Source organism: Mesocryomonas lacus, from assembly GCF_055730135.2.
In genome coordinates this window covers 111,372-126,470 of sequence record NZ_JBUZWE020000001.1, presented here as the reverse complement: position 1 = coordinate 126,470, position 15,099 = coordinate 111,372, and the positions used below count along the sequence as shown (strand labels likewise).

The following is a 15,099-nucleotide window of genomic DNA, read 5'->3' as shown; positions in this document are numbered from 1 at the left end:
CCGCATGTCCCCCCTGTCACAGCGCCGGCAGATCGCCGGCGGCGTCGCTTTGTTCGCGGCCATCGGCCTCGGTTTCGGCTTGCTCGCCGGCTTCTTCGGCGACCGCGTGCATCTGTTCGACACCGCAGCGCACTTCCGGGCGCATGCCGCAATCCTGCTGTTTCTTGTCGCCATCGTCCTGGTGTGGTCGCGGCTGTACGCGGCAGCGCTGGCCTCGGCCGTCGCCGCTTTGCTGGGTATCGCCACCGTCCTGCCCTACATGCTGCCGCCGCCGACCATGGCCGCCGCCGCCGGCACCCCGCGCTACACACTCCTGCAGATGAACCTGCGCTTCGACGCCCCGGACAAGCCTGCGGCGCTGCGGCTGATCGGCAAGCTCTCGCCCGACGTGATCACCGTGCAGGAGGTCTTCGACGGCTGGCGGCCTGTCTTCGACGCCATTGCAGGGCGTTATCCCTACCAGTTCTACTGCAACCATTCCGACGGCTCGAGCGACGTCGCGATCCTGTCGCGCCGGCCGTTCGCCGAGGGCGATGTCGGGGTCTGCGATCCCACCAGCGGCTTCACGGCCAAGCGCGTCGACTTCAACGGGCTGCAGGTGATCGTCGGATCCCAGCACCTGCGCTGGCCGTCCCCCGGGCGGCAGTGGATCCAGGTGGCGCGGCTGGCCCCGACGCTGGCAAAGCTCGGCGACCCCCTGGTGATCGCCGGCGACTTCAACGCCGCGCCCTGGAGCGCCGCGGTGCGCACCATGGCGGCCAACAGCGGAACCCGGATCGTCGCGGGCATCGGACCGACCTGGTTCGTCAACTTCCTGCCGCCGGTCTTCGCCCGCTTCATCGGCCTGCCGATCGACAACATCCTGACATCGGCCGGGATCGAGATCTTGAAGATCGAACGCCCGGAAGCGACCACTTCGGACCACCTGCCGGTGCTCCTGACCTTCACTCTGCCCTTCGCCAATCCGGAAGAGCCGAAAGTGCAGACCGTCGCGCGGTAATCGGCTTGCGCTGGCCAGCCGGCCGGCCCGCTATTGCGGCTCGATGGCCTCCAGAACCGCCTTCAGCGCCTCGGTCCGCTGCTTGATGATTGCGGCGCGGCAGCCGGGATAGGAGAGATAGCGGCCGTTCTGGCCATATTCGGCATCGTCGAGATAGACGAGGCAGGACGCGTCGCGGTAGGCGAGCCATGCCCGCTGTTCGTCCAGCAGCGCAGGCTTGCTGTCCTCGGCGATCCCCGCCATCAGCTTCTTCCAGGCGACGTTGAGACGGGCGTCCTCCCGGTCCACCCAGGCCCCGCCGCATTCGCCCATGTCCGCCATCGTCGCATCGGCATCGCCGACGCAGGCGTCGTATTTGTCATCCGCCAGAGCCGGCGCGGCGAGGAGGGGCAGGAGGAGAAGAGGCAGGAACAGGCGCATAAGGATCTCCGGGTTTCGGCAAACCCCGGCGGGCGGGGGCATTTCAGGCTCGCGGACAGACAAAGGTGCGGCGTCAGGCAGCGTCGGAATGTGCCTGCATCGCCATTCTCAGGATGATCCCCTTGGCGGCGAAGACATCGCCCAGCATCGTATGGCTAAAGCTGCGACTGGCATGGCCCTGCAGATCGTACCGTCGGCCGAATTCGACGATGGCGGGATGGTCGGCCTCGATGGCGCGGACATCGCCTTCCGTCATGCCGAGTTCCGGATGCGCACGAAACACTTCCCACATCCGCACGTAGAAAGCGAAACGGTCGATCGGCCCGTCCTCGGACGGCACGAGCCAGAGCGTCCAGCGATCGTAGGTGTCGTCATAGACCCAGAGGGCCGCACGCGGATTGACGCCGTCGCGGTCGAGGACATCGAGAAGCTGGTGACCCTTTCTCACCAGAAGATCTGTATCCATTTCAGCACTCCCCTCTCCGGGTCGCCAACGGCCAGCACCATCTCTCGCGCCTGCTCGATCGTCGCATCCTGGTAGCGGCTTGTCGGGCTCCATCCTCGCACGATGACCCAACTGGCGGCAAACGGGGGATCGCTGCGCCGTCGTTCCGCAAACCTGTCGGCGAGATCGGCGGCGACCACGAGGCGTTCGAGATCGTGGTCGTACACCGTGCTCAAAAACCGCCGGTCCGGAATCACCTCCGCCAGCACCTGCCGGGCGATGCAGGCCTTCAGCCCGAGTTCCACCGCATAGCCTGCCAGATAGTAGGCGTTGCCCGCGCGGTGGTGCGCGACCAGCAGCCGGGCATCGTCGATCTTGGCCTTGGCCAGCATCTGCTGGTCGGGACGGCGCATGGACGCCATCCTCACCCGTGTCGGTGGGGCCGGCAAGCCGCGATGGCGGAGCCGGCCACGCCGTCACATCGTCTGGTAGACCGGCCCTTCGCCGCCCTGCGGCGGCACCCAGTTGATGTTCTGGTTGGGATCCTTGATGTCGCAGGTCTTGCAGTGCACGCAGTTCTGCGCGTTGATCACGTAGCGCGGCTCGCCTTCGGCCTCGACCCACTCGTAGACGCCGGCCGGGCAGTAGCGCTGCGACAGCCCGGCATAGACGTCGTGCTCCGAGGTCTTCTGCATCGCCATGTCCTTCACCTGAAGATGCACGGGCTGGTCTTCCTCGTGGTTGGTGTTCGACAGGAACACCGAGGACAGCTTGTCGAAGGTCAGCTTGCCGTCCGGGCGGGGATAGTCGATCGGCGTATGCTCGGCCGCGGGCTCGGTCGAGGCGTAGTCCGGCTTGCCGTGCTTCATCGTTCCGAACAGCGAGACGCCAAACAGCTGGTTGGCCCACATGTCGACGCCGCCGAGCGCGACGCCGATGGCCGTGCCGAATTTCGACCAGAGCGGCTTGACGTTGCGCACGCGCTTCAGGTCGCGGCCGATCGAGGATGTCCGCCAGCCGGCCTCGTAGTCCGACAGCCGGTCGTGCGCGCGGCCCGAGGCGATCGCGCCTTGCGCCGCTTCCGCCGCCTGCATGCCCGAGGCGATGGCGTTGTGGACGCCCTTGATCCGCGGCACGTTGACGAAGCCAGCCGAGCAGCCGATCAGCGCGCCGCCGGGGAAGACCAGCTTCGGCACCGACTGCCAGCCGCCCTCGGTAATGGCGCGGGCGCCATAGGCGATGCGCTTGCCGCCCTCGAGCAGCGCCGCGATGTCGGGATGCGTCTTGTAGCGCTGGAACTCGTCGAAGGGCGACAGGTACGGGTTCTTGTAGTTGAGGTGGACGACGAAGCCGACATACACCTGGTTGTTTTCAAGGTGGTACAGGAACGAGCCACCGCCGGTCTTCATGTCGAGCGGCCAGCCGAACGAGTGCTGCACGAGACCCGGCCTGGCCTTCGCCGGATCGATCTCCCACAGCTCCTTGATGCCAAGGCCGAACTTCTGCGGCTCGCGGCCCTCGGCGAGGCCATAGGTGCGGATCAGCTCCTTGGCGAGCGAGCCGCGCACGCCCTCGCCGATGAAGACGTATTTCCCGAGCAGCGCCATGCCGCGCTGGTGCATCGGGCCGGGCTCGCCCGACTTCTCGATGCCCATGTCGCCGGTCGCGACGCCGATCACCGCATTGGACTCGTCGTAGAGGATCTCCGTCGCGGCAAATCCGGGATAGATCTCGACGCCGAGCGCCTCGGCCTTCTCCGCCAGCCACTTGCAGACGAGGCCGAGCGAGACGACGAAGTTGCCGTGGTTGTCCATGAGCTTCGGCATCAGCACATTGGGCAGCCGCATCCCGCCTTGCGCGCCGTAGAAGTAGAAGCGGTCCTCGGTCACCGCCTGGCGGATCGGCGTCTCCTCCTCGCGCCATTCCGGCAGGAGGACGTCGAGCGTCGAGGGATCAAGCACGCAGCCGGATAGGATGTGGGCGCCGACCTCGGCCGCCTTTTCGAGGACGACGACCGTCCGCTCGGGATCGAGCTGTTTCAGCCGGATCGCCGCGGCGAGCCCTGCCGGCCCTGCGCCGACGATCACCACGTCGAATTCCATGCTTTCGCGCTCGGGGGTCTCGCTCATGTCGTCTCCATCGTCATTCGGCAAAATCGTCCGGTCCCGCCGGTGGGGGCGAGGGTCCGGGCCGTCGGTCGAGGCTGTGCAAGTGGTGCCGCGCGGGGCGGACTATGCATCGGTCGCCCGGGAGAGGCGGCGTTTCCTGCTCCATCCGATGCCGCATTTAGAATAGCTCGAAAATTGCCCAAAGCGAGGCCCCATCAGCGTTTTCGCACCCCCGACGTCGCGCCGCCAACCGCCGGGGCGCTCGGCTCGCCCCGCCCCGTCGTCCCACGCGCGCATAAAGGCACCGCCGTCCCTTTGCGCTTTTGCCGCCGGTCGCAGCCGGTCGCGCTTTGCCGTCGGCCCGGCTTGCGCTAAGACGATCGCATGATGCCGAGCGGAACCCCTGCCCAGATGCGTGCCGCCGCGGCCGCCCTTCTCGACTGGTACGCGGCTGCCGGCATCGACACGGTGATGCTGGATACGCCCCGCGACCGCTTCGCCGAGACCGAGGCGGAACTCGCCGCCCGCTCCGGCCGGCGCCAGGGTTCGGCCGAGGCGGCCGCCACGGGTAAAGGCGCTGCGTCGGCACCGGCAGAACGGGTCGCGCCGCCGCCGCGACCGACACCGATCGAGAGCTTTCCCGCCGCCGGCATCGCTGTCCCCGACGAGATCGCCATCGCCGACGCGCATGCGCGCGCCACCTCCGCCGCGACGCTGGCCGAACTGGAAGCGGCCCTGGCGGGTTTCCAGGGCTGCAACCTGCGCCTCACCGCCCGCTCGCTGGTCTTCGGCAGCGGCCGCGAGGATGCCGACATCATGCTCATCGGCGAGGCGCCGGACCGCGACGAGGATGTCGCCGGCGAGCCCTTCGTCGGCAAGTCCGGTCAGCTACTGACCCGGATGCTCCAGGCGATCGGCCTCACGCGCGAGGATGTCCGGCTGGCCAATGCCGTGCCGTGGCGGCCGGCCGGCAACCGCCCGCCGACCCCGATCGAGACGCAGATCTGCCAGCCCTTCATCGCCCGCCAGATCGAACTCGTGCAGCCGAAACTCGTCGTCTGCTTCGGCCCCTATGCCGCCAAGGCGATCCTCAACCTCGACGAAAGCTTCCTGCGCCTGCGCGGCCAGTGGCAGACCTACAGTTTCGGCGTGGACTGCAACGAATCGATCCCTGCTCTGCCCATGCTGAGCCCGACCTACCTGCTGAAGCACCCGAACCAGAAAAAGCTCGCCTGGCGCGATCTTCAGGCCGTGAAAGCGCGGCTCGACGAGTTGATGGCGCCGGCAGGCTGAGAATCGTTCCGCCGGGTGCGAATCTGCACCAGCGCGGCATCGGCCGATAAGCGGCGGGACCCCGGTTCAGGCGTCGGTGCCGACGCCTTGCGGCCGGCCAGTCAGCGCGCGGATCTCGGCTGCGACGGATGGCGACACCGGGTTGTAGACGATCATCCCGAGGTCCGGTCGCCCGTCGACAGCGAAGGCGGAGAATTCAAGCTCGATCGCACCGAGGACGGGATGGTTCAGCCGCTTCAGCCCCTCCCCCTCGGCGTGGACGTCGTGCTCGCGCCACAGTGCGGCGAACTCGGGGCTGACCCGGCAAAGCTCGTCGACGAGATCGGCCACCTCCGACACCGCCCCAGCCCGCGCGGCATCAGCGCGGAACGCACCCACCACGAACCGCGCGAGGGCATCCCAGTCGTGCTGCGCGGCCCGCACCTTGGGGTCGCAGAAGACCCGGCGCAGGATGTTGCGCTCGCCCGGCGGCAGCGCGCCGTAATCCGTCAGCACCACCGCGGCGGCGCGGTTCCAGGCGACGACCTCCCAGGTCGCGGTCTTGACCAGAGCCGGGCTGGCCTCGAGCGAATCCAGCAGCCGCTGCAGCCTTGGCGTCACCGAGGATGCCGGGTGATAGCGGCGCTCCGGTGGGCGCCCGAGCGCCAGCATGAAGAGATGTTCTCTCTCCGTCTCGGTCAGCATCAGCCCGCCGGCGATGCGGTTGAGGACGTCGGCCGAGGGCGCGCCGCCGCGCCCTTGCTCCAGCCAGGTGTACCACGTGGCACTGATATTGGCGCGCTGCGCCACCTCCTCGCGCCGCAGGCCGGGCGTGCGCCGTCGCCCGGTAAAACCAAAAGACGCGGGGTCGAGACGCGCCCGGCGGTCGCGGAGATAGGCGCCGAGGAGATTGTCGGACAGAGCAGCCATCGCGATCCCGTCAGTCATTATACCATTATAAGGTCACCACTTTAACAGGATGAAGAGTTAGCCCATTCCGAGGGTCCCAGAAAATTCGGAGACCCCGACCATGCAAATCTTCCTCACCGGCGCGACCGGCTTCATCGGCTCCGCCATCATTCCCGAACTCCTCGGAGCCGGCCACGCGGTGCTCGGCCTCACGCGGTCGGATGCCGGCGCGGCGTCGCTCGAGGCGGCCGGCGCAACAGTCCACCGCGGAGACATCGAGGACCTCGAGAGCCTGCGCAGCGGCGCCGCACAAGCGGACGGCGTCATCCACACCGCCTTCGACCACGACTTCACGAACTTCGCCGCCAATTGCGAAAAGGATCGCCGGGCGATCTCGGCCCTCGGCGCGGCGCTCGGCGGATCTGAGCGTCCGCTGGTCATCACGTCGAGCACCGGCATGGGCAACGGCGCGCCGGGGCAGCTGGCGACGGAGGACCGTTTTGACCCGGACCACCCGAACCCGCGCACCGCCTCGGAGCGCGCAGGCGCCTCTATGCTGGCGGCCGGCGTCAACGTCTCCGTGGTGCGGCTTCCGCAGGTCCACAATACGGTGAAGCAAGGCCTCGTCACCGCCTTCATCGCGCTCGCCCGCCAGAAGGGCATGTCGGCTTATCTCGGCGACGGCACCAACCGGATGTCGGCCGGCCATGTCCTCGACGTCGCCCGCCTATACCGGCTGGCGTTCGAGCGCGGCGAGCCCGGCGCGCGCTATCACGCCGTCGCCGAGGAAGGCATTTCGCTGCGCGAGATCGCCGGTGCCATCGGCGCGGGTCTCGGCGTGCCGACCGTCTCGCTTTCAGCTGACGAAGCCGACGCGCATTTCGGCTGGCTGGCGCGGTTCGCCAGCGCAGACCTTGCCGCCTCGAGTGCGCAGACCCGGACAACGCTCTGCTGGCAGCCCGCGGGTCCCGGGCTTCTCGCCGACCTTGCGGCGATTGACTACGCGACCTGAGCCAAGTGCGGAGAAGGAGCGGACGGCGCCGCCTGTCATCCAGGGTGCCGTCAGCGACTCGCGCTGCTGACGGCAGAGGCTGCCGGCATCGCCCGGCCAAAGAAAGCGACGACCGCCGTGTTGAAATGCTGCTTGAACAAGGCGCGGTCGAACCCGTCCCCGTCCGTGCAGATTTCCGCCCAGACCGCGGGCTCCAGCGTCTGAAGTTCCGGCTTGCACGGCGCCATGAAGGTAAAATGTCCCGCGCCACGCACCGCGTGGAACTCCGGCTCCACCGGCAAGGCGTCGCGCACGTGGGCGGCGTTTTCGGCCGTCGACACGCGATCGTCCTTCTCGCCCGACCAGAGTTGGATCGGCACCCGCACCTCTTTCAGCCCATCCGCGGTAAAGGCAAAGCCAAGGCCCGGTGCCGCGATCACCGCCGCCCTGATCCGCGGCTCGTTTACGAAGGCGGATGCTGACATCTTCGGTGCGCCGATCTTCGCGATGTCGCCAAGGATCCCGCTGACGCAGACATAGTCAGCAGGGTGCGCGTTGCAGTAGTCCGGCACGCCGGCAATGTCGGGAGCGCCGCCGACGGAGACAAGTGCAGTGTAACCGCCGGCGGAGAAACCAAACAGACCGATGCGCCGGGCATCGAGATGCCCCCGGCCCTTCCAGTCCCGCAGCATGAAGTCGACGGTGCGGGCGACGTGGCGCGGCCGATCGATCATCCAGCGCGAAGCCGGCGCGGCGTTGTCCTTGTAGTTGTTGCCGGTATGGGTCATCGCGACGACGACGTAGCCCGCTTCGGCCAGCACCTTCGCCGTATCGGCGTGGCCACCGAGCCAGCCGCCATAGCCATGCGAGATCACCACGACCGGCAGGTTCTCACCGGCGACCGGAGCGTCGATCGCCAACGCCTGGCGGAACGGCGTGTTCGGCACCGCGGGCACTGGTGCAGCGCTCGGATACCAGATGCCGAGCGCCAACGGGCTGTCGCCCGGATCGGCCGCCTCCGCCCATTGAAAGCCAGCAGCATTCGAGGTCGCGGTCATCGCCATCATCGCGAGAAAGCAGCCTGCCAGAAAGGCGAGAGACGTTTCGAAGATCCTCATTGTGCCATCGATCCCTGATCGGCCAAGCCCGATCCCTCGGGAAATGATGGCCAGCGACAGGAAATCCCGCGACCTGAAACCGGTTCGAGGTCGTCCTGGATCGCGAAACAGGCCAATGTGGCAGCGCCTATTCCTCGCAGACGCTGGTCATGCCCTCGATACCGCTGCCTTTCGTCATTGCCATCCTGCTGGCGCTGCTGCTCGGCGAGCTCGTGCGGCAGGAGAACGGCAGCCGGCCGGTCTTTCTGGCCCTGATTGCAGCCTGCATCCTGCAATCGGTGCTGCTCGGCCTGCGCTGGGGTTATGGCATCGACTGGGTGCGGCCGATCCTGCCGGTCACCGCTGCCGCGGGCCCGGCCTTGGTCTATGCCAGTTTCGGCGGCCTGTCGCGGCAGGAAGGTCCACAACTCTGGCTGCACGCCCTGCCGCCCCTGTTCGTCGCGCTGCTCGTGCTGTTCTGGCGCGCGGCGATCGACGCAGCCCTGGTCCTGATCTTTCTTTTCTACGCCGGCAGCTTGCTGCAGCTTGCCCGCGCCGGGCCCGACGGGCTCGGCCAGGCGCGGCTCGAGGGTGCCGCCCCGGCCCATCGGGCCATGCTGCTGGCCGCCGGTGCCTTGGTGGCGTCGGCCGTCACCGACCTCCTCGTGGCAATCGACCTCGAATGGTCCAGCGGCGCGCATGCAGCTTTGATCGTCGCCATCGCCAATCTCGGCGGCCTGATCGCCATCGGCTTTGCGGGGCTGGTGGGCGGCCGCAGCCAGCCCCAGGCAGAAACCGTCACGACCTCGCCTGAAACGCCGTCCATCGACGCGGGCGAAGACGCCGCGGTCCTTGCGAGGGTCGAGGCGATGATGGTTGAACGCCGGCTGTTTCGCGATCCCGAGCTTAGCCTCGATCGGCTGGCCCGCCGGGCCGGCATTCCCGCGCGCCGCATTTCCGGCGCGATCAACCGGGCGACGGGCCGAAACGTCTCGCAATACGTCAATGAATTCCGCATCGCCGAGGCCTGCCGGATGCTGGTCAGCACGGACCGCTCGGTCACTGAGATCATGCTCGACGTCGGATTCCTCACCAAGTCCAACTTCAACCGCGAATTCCGCCGGGTCGCCGGCACCAGCCCGAGCGCCTGGCGAAGTTTGGCCGAGCCCGCTGACACGGTGCTGTCCAAATCACCGGCCATGCGCTAGGGAACGACCGCCCGGTTTGCTGCGCCCGCGAAGAAGCTTTCCGGCCGCGATGTCGGTTCGCGGTCGACCCGGAGTCGCAATCCTGCCTGTCGATGAGGCGGCGAACCTCTTATGGTCGCCGAGCCGCATCGGCCCCCGTCGAAAGCCTGCCATGACCGCCCTTCTGCCGATCGTCTCGCTGCTGATCTCGACCTTCTTCCTGATGGCGGGTGCTGGTCTGCAGGGCATTCTCCTCCCCGTTCGCGGCGCGATCGAGGGCTGGTCGACCTACGAGATCGGCTTGCTCGGCACCGGCTACGCCATCGCCTTCACCATCGGCTGCCTCGTCGTGCCGCGCATCGTGCGCCAGGCCGGACACGTGCGGACCTTTTCCAGCCTCTGCGCGGTGCTGGCCATCGGCGTCCTGATGCTGGCGATGATCGTGCACCCGATCGCCTGGATCCTGATCCGGGGCCTTGCCGGCTTCGCATTGGCTGGCAGCTACATGATCATCGAGAGCTGGCTGAACGAGCGCGTCACCAACGACACCCGTGGCCGAGTGTTCTCGCTCTACATGATCATCTCGATGCTCGCGATGGCCGGCGGCCAGTACATCATGCCGCTCTCGCGCCCCGAGCTGACGACGCCGTTCATGATCTGCGCCATCCTGTTCGCACTGGCGGTGATCCCGACCGCGTTGTCCAAGGCGCCCTCCCCCAAGCCGCTGACGACGACCAGCCTCGACCTCAAGCTGATCTACCGCAACTCGCCGGCGGCAGCGGTCGGGGTGTTCCTTGCCGGTGTCCTGTCGGGCGCCTGGAACAACATGTCGCCGGTGTTCGGCCAGCGCCTCGGCTTCTCCAACACCGAGATCGCGACGCTCCTCGCCGCCACCATGGCCGGCGGCATCGTCTTCCAATACCCGCTCGGGCGGATGTCCGACCGCATGGACCGTCGCTACGTGATGACCGTCGCCGGCCTCATCGGCGTCGCCATCGCACTCGTCGCGCTCGTGTCGCAAAGCGGCAATGCCTACTGGCTGTTCGCCACCGCCTTCATCCTCGGCGGTGTCATCTACCCCGCCTATTCGCTGACGGTCGCGCACGCCAACGACTATGCAAGGCCGGAGGACTTCGTGAAGGTCTCCGGCGGCCTTCTCATCCTCTACGGTTTCGGCACCATGGGCGGGCCGCTGCTCGCCGCCTGGCTGATGGAGACTTTCGGCCCCTCCGGCATCTTCGCGGCCACCGGCGCCGCGCATGCGATCTTCGCCGGCTATGCCTACTACCGCACCTTCCGCCGCAGTGCGCCGCCGGCTTCCGAGCGGTCGGACTTCCAGACGACGCCGCTGGCGCGGACCCAGACCCCCGCCTCCTTCGCGCTCGATCCGCGCGCTGAGAGCGCGCCGCAGAACGCCTGAGGCAGCAGCTTCGACAGGCCCGGCCGCCCTACGCCAATGAAACGGCCTGGCTGGCGGGCCGCAAAGGCGCTCGTTCCCGGTACGCTCACCCCGCCGGCGGCGAGACCTTGCGCGCCTTGTTGCGCTCGATGCCGAGGCGGTGCTCGCGGTAGATGATGAAGATGCCGGCGCCGACGACGATCAGCGAGCCGAGGAGCGTCGTCCAGGTGACGTCCTCGGCGAACAGAAAGTAGCCGAGCCCGACCGCGAGGATCAGCGAGGTGTACTCGAACGGCGCGATGGTCGAGGCGTCGGCGTAGCGGTAGCAGGCGGTCAGGAGCAGCTGCCCGACGCCGCCGCAGAGGCCGGCGAGCACCAGGACGCAGGCCTGGCCCGGCGTCGGCCAGACCCAGCCGAAGGGCAAGCTGACCAGCGAGATCGCCGAGCAGGTCAGCGAGAAATAGATGACGATCGTCGCCGTCTTCTCGTGCCGCACCAGGCGCCGCACCTGGATCATCGCGACGGCCGCGACGGCGGCAGAGCCCAGCGAAGCGAGGATGCCGACCGCCTGCGCCCGGTCGAAGCCGGCCTCGAAGAAGGTGAGGTTCGGCAGCGCCACCACCAGCACGCCGACGAGGCCGACCAGCACCGCCGACCAGCGGTAGAGCCGCACGACCTCTTTCAGGAACACCGCGGCGAAGACGACGGTGAGGAGCGGCGAGGCGTAGGAGATCGAAATCCATTCGGGATAGGGCAGCCGCGTCAGCGCGAAGAAGCCGAGCGACATCGAGGTGACGCCGATCACCCCGCGCCAGACATGGCCCGGCAGGTCGTCGGTCTTCAGCGCCGTGCCGAGATCGCCGAGCCAAGCGAGATAGGCGACGACGGGGATGAGCGCGAAGAACGAGCGGAAGAAGACGATCTGGCCGGGGGGAATGTCGTCGCCCGACAGCTTGATGAAGGTCTGCATCCCGACGAAGACCACCACCGAGATGATCTTCAGTCCGATGCCCCGCGCCGGGTCCGATTGGAGCCCGCTCGCCACTGCTCTGCTCATGCCGCTCATGCCTCTCGGCAGCACGTCCGCGCCGCCTTCTCGCCGGGCGCGGCGTGATGCCGGCCAGTCCGGCTGCGCTGGCGCCCGTGTCCCTTGTCGCCGAGGCCGCCGGCCGTGGCAACCGCCGTCGCCGGCCGCCGGCGTCACCATTTGTCTCCCGCCTTGCCGCTTCGTCATCGAGGCCGCCGGGCCGAAGCTGCGGAAGACGGTTACAGCCGAAGAATGCAGGCTTACAGTTACTCAGGCGCCGCGCGCCATTTGCAAACCCCGCGGGGCAGTCTATCCCGGCTGACCAAACGCTGGCCGCTCCGAAGGATTCTCCATGCTGCGCACCGAACAGGGCCTTGCCATCCGCCTCGAGGACTATCGCCCGACCGATTTCGTCGTGCACACGGTCGACATGCTTGTTCAACTGTTCGACGGGCACACCGACGTCCTGACCACGCTGGTGCTGGAGCGGCGCGCCGGCACGCTGGAATCGGCGCCGCTGGTGCTCGCCGGCGACGAGCTGGCGCTGGCCTCGCTGACGCTGGACGGCGTCGCCGTCGCACCCGCGGCGGATACCGCCAGCCCGCGCGAACTGTCGGTCTCCGGCTTGCCGGCCGCGGGCCGCTTCTCGCTCGCCATCGGCACCCGGCTCGATCCGGCCGCCAACACCAAGCTGATGGGCCTCTACCGCTCGAACGGCGTCTGGTGCACCCAGTGCGAGGCCGAAGGCTTTCGCCGCATCACCTATTTCCTCGACCGACCTGATGTCCTCGCCACCTACCGGGTGCGGCTCGAGGCGGACAAGGCGAGCGTCCCGGTGCTCCTGTCGAACGGCAATCCCGGCGAGCACGGGCTGCTTGAGGGCGGCCGCCACTTCGCCGTCTGGGACGACCCGCACCCGAAGCCCGCCTACCTCTTCGCTCTCGTCGCGGGCGACCTCGACCGGCTCGACGACCATTTCACCACCGCCTCGGGGCGCCGCGTCGCGCTGGCGATCTACACCGAGAAGGGCCGCGCGCACGAATCGCTCTACGCCATGGACGCGCTGAAGCGCTCGATGGTCTGGGACGAGCAGCGTTTCGGCCGGGAATACGATCTCGACGTGTTCTCGATCGTGGCGATCTCCGACTTCAACATGGGCGCCATGGAGAACAAGGGGCTCAACGTCTTCAACCATAAATACGTGCTGCTCGACCCCGAGAGCGCCACCGATGCCGACTATGCCGGCGTCGAGACGGTGATTGCGCACGAATACTTCCACAACTGGACCGGCAACCGCATCACCTGCCGCGACTGGTTCCAGCTCTGCCTGAAGGAAGGCCTTACGGTCTTCCGCGACCAGGAATTCTCGGCCGACGAGCGCTCGGCGGCGGTCAAGCGCATTGCCTCGGTGCGCGGCTTGAAGGCGCACCAGTTCCCGGAGGACCAAGGGCCGCTGCAGCACCCCGTCCGGCCGCGGGAATACCGCGAGATCTCCAACTTCTATACCGCGACGATCTACGACAAGGGCGCCGAGCTCGTGCGGATGATCGAGACCATTCTCGGGGCCGACGGCTTCCGGAAGGGCATGGACCTCTATTTCGACCGGCACGACGGCGATGCGGCGACGATCGAGGACTTCATCCGCTGCTTCGAGGACGCGACCTCCGCCGACCTCAGCCAGTTCGCGCTCTGGTACGACCAGGCGGGCACGCCGACCTTGTCGGTGCGCGAGGAGTATGACGCAGCGCTCGGCCAGCTGACCCTGACGCTCGGTCAGTCCCTCGCCCAGGGCACCGCCCGCACCGGCACGAAGCCGATGCACCTGCCGGTCCGCTTCGGACTCGTCGGATCGAACGGACAGGACATGGCGGCACGGCCGCTGCACGGCGCCGAGGTCGAGGGCGACGTGATCCACCTGCGGGAGGCGGAGGAGACCGTGGTGTTCGAGGGCCTCGGCGAGCGGCCCTACGTCTCGATCCTGCGCGACTTCTCCGCGCCGGTGACCTTGCGCTTTGCCCAGAGCGGCGCCGACCGGCTGGCGCTGGCGCGGCTCGATCCCAATCCCTTCAACCGCTGGCGGGCGCTGTCCGATCTCGCCGGCGAGGCGCTGGAGGCGGCGGCCCGCGACGCCCGCGGCGGCCGCGCCCCGACCATCGATCCGGCGATCGTCGATGCGCTCGTCGCCACCGCCACCGACCCGTCGCTCGAGCCAGCCTTGCGCGCGCAGACGCTGGCGCTGCCGAGCGAGGCCGACATCGCCCGGCTGATCGGCGACAACGTCGACCCCGACGTCATCCACACCGCGCGCATGGCGATCATTGGCGCCATCGGCGAGCGCGGCCGCACTGCCTTCACCGCCTTGCGGGCGGAGCTCACCGACGCCGCCGACTTCGCGCCGGACGCGGCGAGCGCCGGCCGCCGGTCGCTGCGCAATGCCGTGCTCGACTTCCTCTCGGCCGCCGCCGGCCAGCCGGACCTTGCCGCCGAACAGTACGCCGACGCGCGCAACATGACGGACAGGCTGGTCGCCCTCACCGTCCTCTGCCACCGCTTCCCCGATGCCCCGGCGACGCACCAGGCGCTCGCCGACTTCTACGACCGCTTCGAGAACAATGCGCTGGTCATCGACAAATGGTTCTCGCTGCAAGCCACGGCACCGACCGCCGAGGCGCTCGAGACGGTGAAGGCGCTGGCCGCCCATCCGAAATTCCAGCTCGCCAACCCCAACCGGGCGCGGGCGCTGATCGGCGCTTTCGCGGCCGGCAATCAGGTCGGGTTCAACCGCGCCGACGGGGCCGGATATGCCTGGGTGGCCGAAATGATTCACTCGCTCGACGAACTCAATCCGCAGATCTCGGCACGCCTCGCCACGGCCTTTCGGTCATGGCGTTGCTTCGAGCAGGGCCGCCGCGAGCAGGCCCGGGTTGTCCTTGCTCAACTGGCTGAAAAGAATAACCTTTCGGTGGATCTTCGCGATATTGTGGATAGATCTTTGGGCTGATTGACTCCAAGTCAATGGTAAAAATTCACCTTTTCTCAAGGTATGGACAAGGTGATTCGCGTCTGATCAAGTGGCGGTGATTCGGATGTGCGGCGTGCCGGATCACCACGGGGTCTTTCAAAGGTTTGGCGGCATGGGTGCGGACGCAGCAAGCGTACCGGCAGGGGGACGCTTGTCCCGATTCGAGGGTCTGCTGAAACGTTTTTCGGACATCGTCCTTCGGGCCAGGGGGCTCGTTCGACC

At 67.8% G+C, this 15,099-nt stretch carries 13 protein-coding genes; 6 read left to right on the top strand and 7 right to left on the bottom strand.

The window, feature by feature from the left end; translation table 11 throughout:
• Nucleotides 1-4 precede the first annotated feature (4 nt).
• On the top strand, nucleotides 5-1,000 hold the full coding sequence (locus tag ACZLZY_RS00610; RefSeq protein WP_472931462.1) for an endonuclease/exonuclease/phosphatase family protein: 996 nt from the start codon (nucleotides 5-7) through the stop codon (nucleotides 998-1,000).
• 30 nt (nucleotides 1,001-1,030) lie between these two features.
• Here the strand turns inward: ACZLZY_RS00610 and ACZLZY_RS00605 are convergent, their stop codons facing one another.
• The 4 genes from ACZLZY_RS00605 to ACZLZY_RS00590 all read right to left on the bottom strand — a co-directional run bounded on the left by ACZLZY_RS00605 (nucleotide 1,031) and on the right by ACZLZY_RS00590 (nucleotide 3,994).
• Nucleotides 1,031-1,420: a lysozyme inhibitor LprI family protein gene (locus ACZLZY_RS00605; RefSeq protein WP_472931461.1), complete on the bottom strand. Its 390-nt coding sequence runs from the start codon at nucleotides 1,418-1,420 to the stop codon at nucleotides 1,031-1,033.
• A 73-nt stretch (nucleotides 1,421-1,493) separates the two neighbouring features.
• On the bottom strand, nucleotides 1,494-1,886 hold the full coding sequence (locus ACZLZY_RS00600) for a hypothetical protein (protein WP_472931460.1): 393 nt from the start codon (nucleotides 1,884-1,886) through the stop codon (nucleotides 1,494-1,496).
• A complete protein-coding gene (locus tag ACZLZY_RS00595) occupies nucleotides 1,865-2,278 on the bottom strand; it encodes a hypothetical protein (protein WP_472931459.1) in 414 nt (137 codons plus the stop codon). The genes ACZLZY_RS00600 and ACZLZY_RS00595 overlap by 22 nt, the downstream gene beginning before the upstream one ends.
• A 63-nt stretch (nucleotides 2,279-2,341) precedes the next feature.
• The gene (locus ACZLZY_RS00590) at nucleotides 2,342-3,994 is read right to left on the bottom strand and encodes an electron transfer flavoprotein-ubiquinone oxidoreductase (protein ID WP_472931458.1); all 1,653 of its coding nucleotides are present in this window, start codon (nucleotides 3,992-3,994) and stop codon (nucleotides 2,342-2,344) included.
• Between the two features lie 390 nt (nucleotides 3,995-4,384).
• Here ACZLZY_RS00590 and ACZLZY_RS00585 point away from each other — a divergent pair, with 390 nt between their 5' ends.
• Complete coding sequence (locus ACZLZY_RS00585) at nucleotides 4,385-5,266, top strand: uracil-DNA glycosylase (RefSeq protein ID WP_472931457.1); 882 nt, start codon at nucleotides 4,385-4,387, stop codon at nucleotides 5,264-5,266.
• Nucleotides 5,267-5,332: 66 nt separating this feature from the next.
• On the opposite strand, the gene ACZLZY_RS00580 is transcribed toward ACZLZY_RS00585, so the two are convergent.
• Nucleotides 5,333-6,175, bottom strand: a complete 843-nt coding sequence (locus ACZLZY_RS00580) for a helix-turn-helix transcriptional regulator (protein ID WP_472931456.1) — start codon at nucleotides 6,173-6,175, stop codon at nucleotides 5,333-5,335.
• Nucleotides 6,176-6,275: 100 nt separating this feature from the next.
• Here ACZLZY_RS00580 and ACZLZY_RS00575 point away from each other — a divergent pair, with 100 nt between their 5' ends.
• Complete coding sequence (locus tag ACZLZY_RS00575; protein ID WP_472931455.1) at nucleotides 6,276-7,166, top strand: SDR family oxidoreductase; 891 nt, start codon at nucleotides 6,276-6,278, stop codon at nucleotides 7,164-7,166.
• A gap of 50 nt (nucleotides 7,167-7,216) precedes the next feature.
• Here the strand turns inward: ACZLZY_RS00575 and ACZLZY_RS00570 are convergent, their stop codons facing one another.
• On the bottom strand, nucleotides 7,217-8,263 hold the full coding sequence (locus tag ACZLZY_RS00570; RefSeq protein ID WP_472931453.1) for an alpha/beta hydrolase family protein: 1,047 nt from the start codon (nucleotides 8,261-8,263) through the stop codon (nucleotides 7,217-7,219).
• 149 nt (nucleotides 8,264-8,412) lie between these two features.
• Between ACZLZY_RS00570 and ACZLZY_RS00565 the strand changes: the two genes are divergently transcribed.
• Together ACZLZY_RS00565 and ACZLZY_RS00560 are read left to right on the top strand one after the other, a co-directional pair.
• Entirely contained in the window at nucleotides 8,413-9,450 is a 1,038-nt protein-coding gene (locus ACZLZY_RS00565; protein ID WP_472931452.1) for a helix-turn-helix domain-containing protein, read from the top strand.
• A 151-nt stretch (nucleotides 9,451-9,601) separates the two neighbouring features.
• The gene (locus ACZLZY_RS00560) at nucleotides 9,602-10,849 is read left to right on the top strand and encodes an MFS transporter (RefSeq protein WP_472931451.1); all 1,248 of its coding nucleotides are present in this window, start codon (nucleotides 9,602-9,604) and stop codon (nucleotides 10,847-10,849) included.
• An 85-nt stretch (nucleotides 10,850-10,934) separates the two neighbouring features.
• On the opposite strand, the gene ACZLZY_RS00555 is transcribed toward ACZLZY_RS00560, so the two are convergent.
• The gene (locus ACZLZY_RS00555; protein ID WP_472931450.1) at nucleotides 10,935-11,885 is read right to left on the bottom strand and encodes a DMT family transporter; all 951 of its coding nucleotides are present in this window, start codon (nucleotides 11,883-11,885) and stop codon (nucleotides 10,935-10,937) included.
• Nucleotides 11,886-12,210: 325 nt separating this feature from the next.
• Here ACZLZY_RS00555 and pepN point away from each other — a divergent pair, with 325 nt between their 5' ends.
• Nucleotides 12,211-14,856 carry an aminopeptidase N gene (gene pepN / locus ACZLZY_RS00550; RefSeq protein ID WP_472931932.1) on the top strand — a complete coding sequence of 882 codons (2,646 nt, stop codon included), beginning with the start codon at nucleotides 12,211-12,213 and terminating at the stop codon, nucleotides 14,854-14,856.
• Nucleotides 14,857-15,099 lie beyond the last annotated feature (243 nt).

What these genes read in the sequence shown, in the direction of transcription:
- ACZLZY_RS00610 (WP_472931462.1), top strand. Translation starts at nt 5, where the DNA reads ATGTCCCCCCTGTCACAGCGCCGGCAGATCGCCGGCGGCGTCGCTTTG.
- ACZLZY_RS00605 (WP_472931461.1), bottom strand. Translation starts at nt 1,420, where the DNA reads ATGCGCCTGTTCCTGCCTCTTCTCCTCCTGCCCCTCCTCGCCGCGCCG.
- ACZLZY_RS00600 (WP_472931460.1), bottom strand. Translation starts at nt 1,886, where the DNA reads ATGGATACAGATCTTCTGGTGAGAAAGGGTCACCAGCTTCTCGATGTC.
- ACZLZY_RS00595 (WP_472931459.1), bottom strand. Translation starts at nt 2,278, where the DNA reads ATGCGCCGTCCCGACCAGCAGATGCTGGCCAAGGCCAAGATCGACGAT.
- ACZLZY_RS00590 (WP_472931458.1), bottom strand. Translation starts at nt 3,994, where the DNA reads ATGAGCGAGACCCCCGAGCGCGAAAGCATGGAATTCGACGTGGTGATC.
- ACZLZY_RS00585 (WP_472931457.1), top strand. Translation starts at nt 4,385, where the DNA reads ATGCGTGCCGCCGCGGCCGCCCTTCTCGACTGGTACGCGGCTGCCGGC.
- ACZLZY_RS00580 (WP_472931456.1), bottom strand. Translation starts at nt 6,175, where the DNA reads ATGGCTGCTCTGTCCGACAATCTCCTCGGCGCCTATCTCCGCGACCGC.
- ACZLZY_RS00575 (WP_472931455.1), top strand. Translation starts at nt 6,276, where the DNA reads ATGCAAATCTTCCTCACCGGCGCGACCGGCTTCATCGGCTCCGCCATC.
- ACZLZY_RS00570 (WP_472931453.1), bottom strand. Translation starts at nt 8,263, where the DNA reads ATGAGGATCTTCGAAACGTCTCTCGCCTTTCTGGCAGGCTGCTTTCTC.
- ACZLZY_RS00565 (WP_472931452.1), top strand. Translation starts at nt 8,413, where the DNA reads ATGCCCTCGATACCGCTGCCTTTCGTCATTGCCATCCTGCTGGCGCTG.
- ACZLZY_RS00560 (WP_472931451.1), top strand. Translation starts at nt 9,602, where the DNA reads ATGACCGCCCTTCTGCCGATCGTCTCGCTGCTGATCTCGACCTTCTTC.
- ACZLZY_RS00555 (WP_472931450.1), bottom strand. Translation starts at nt 11,885, where the DNA reads ATGAGCAGAGCAGTGGCGAGCGGGCTCCAATCGGACCCGGCGCGGGGC.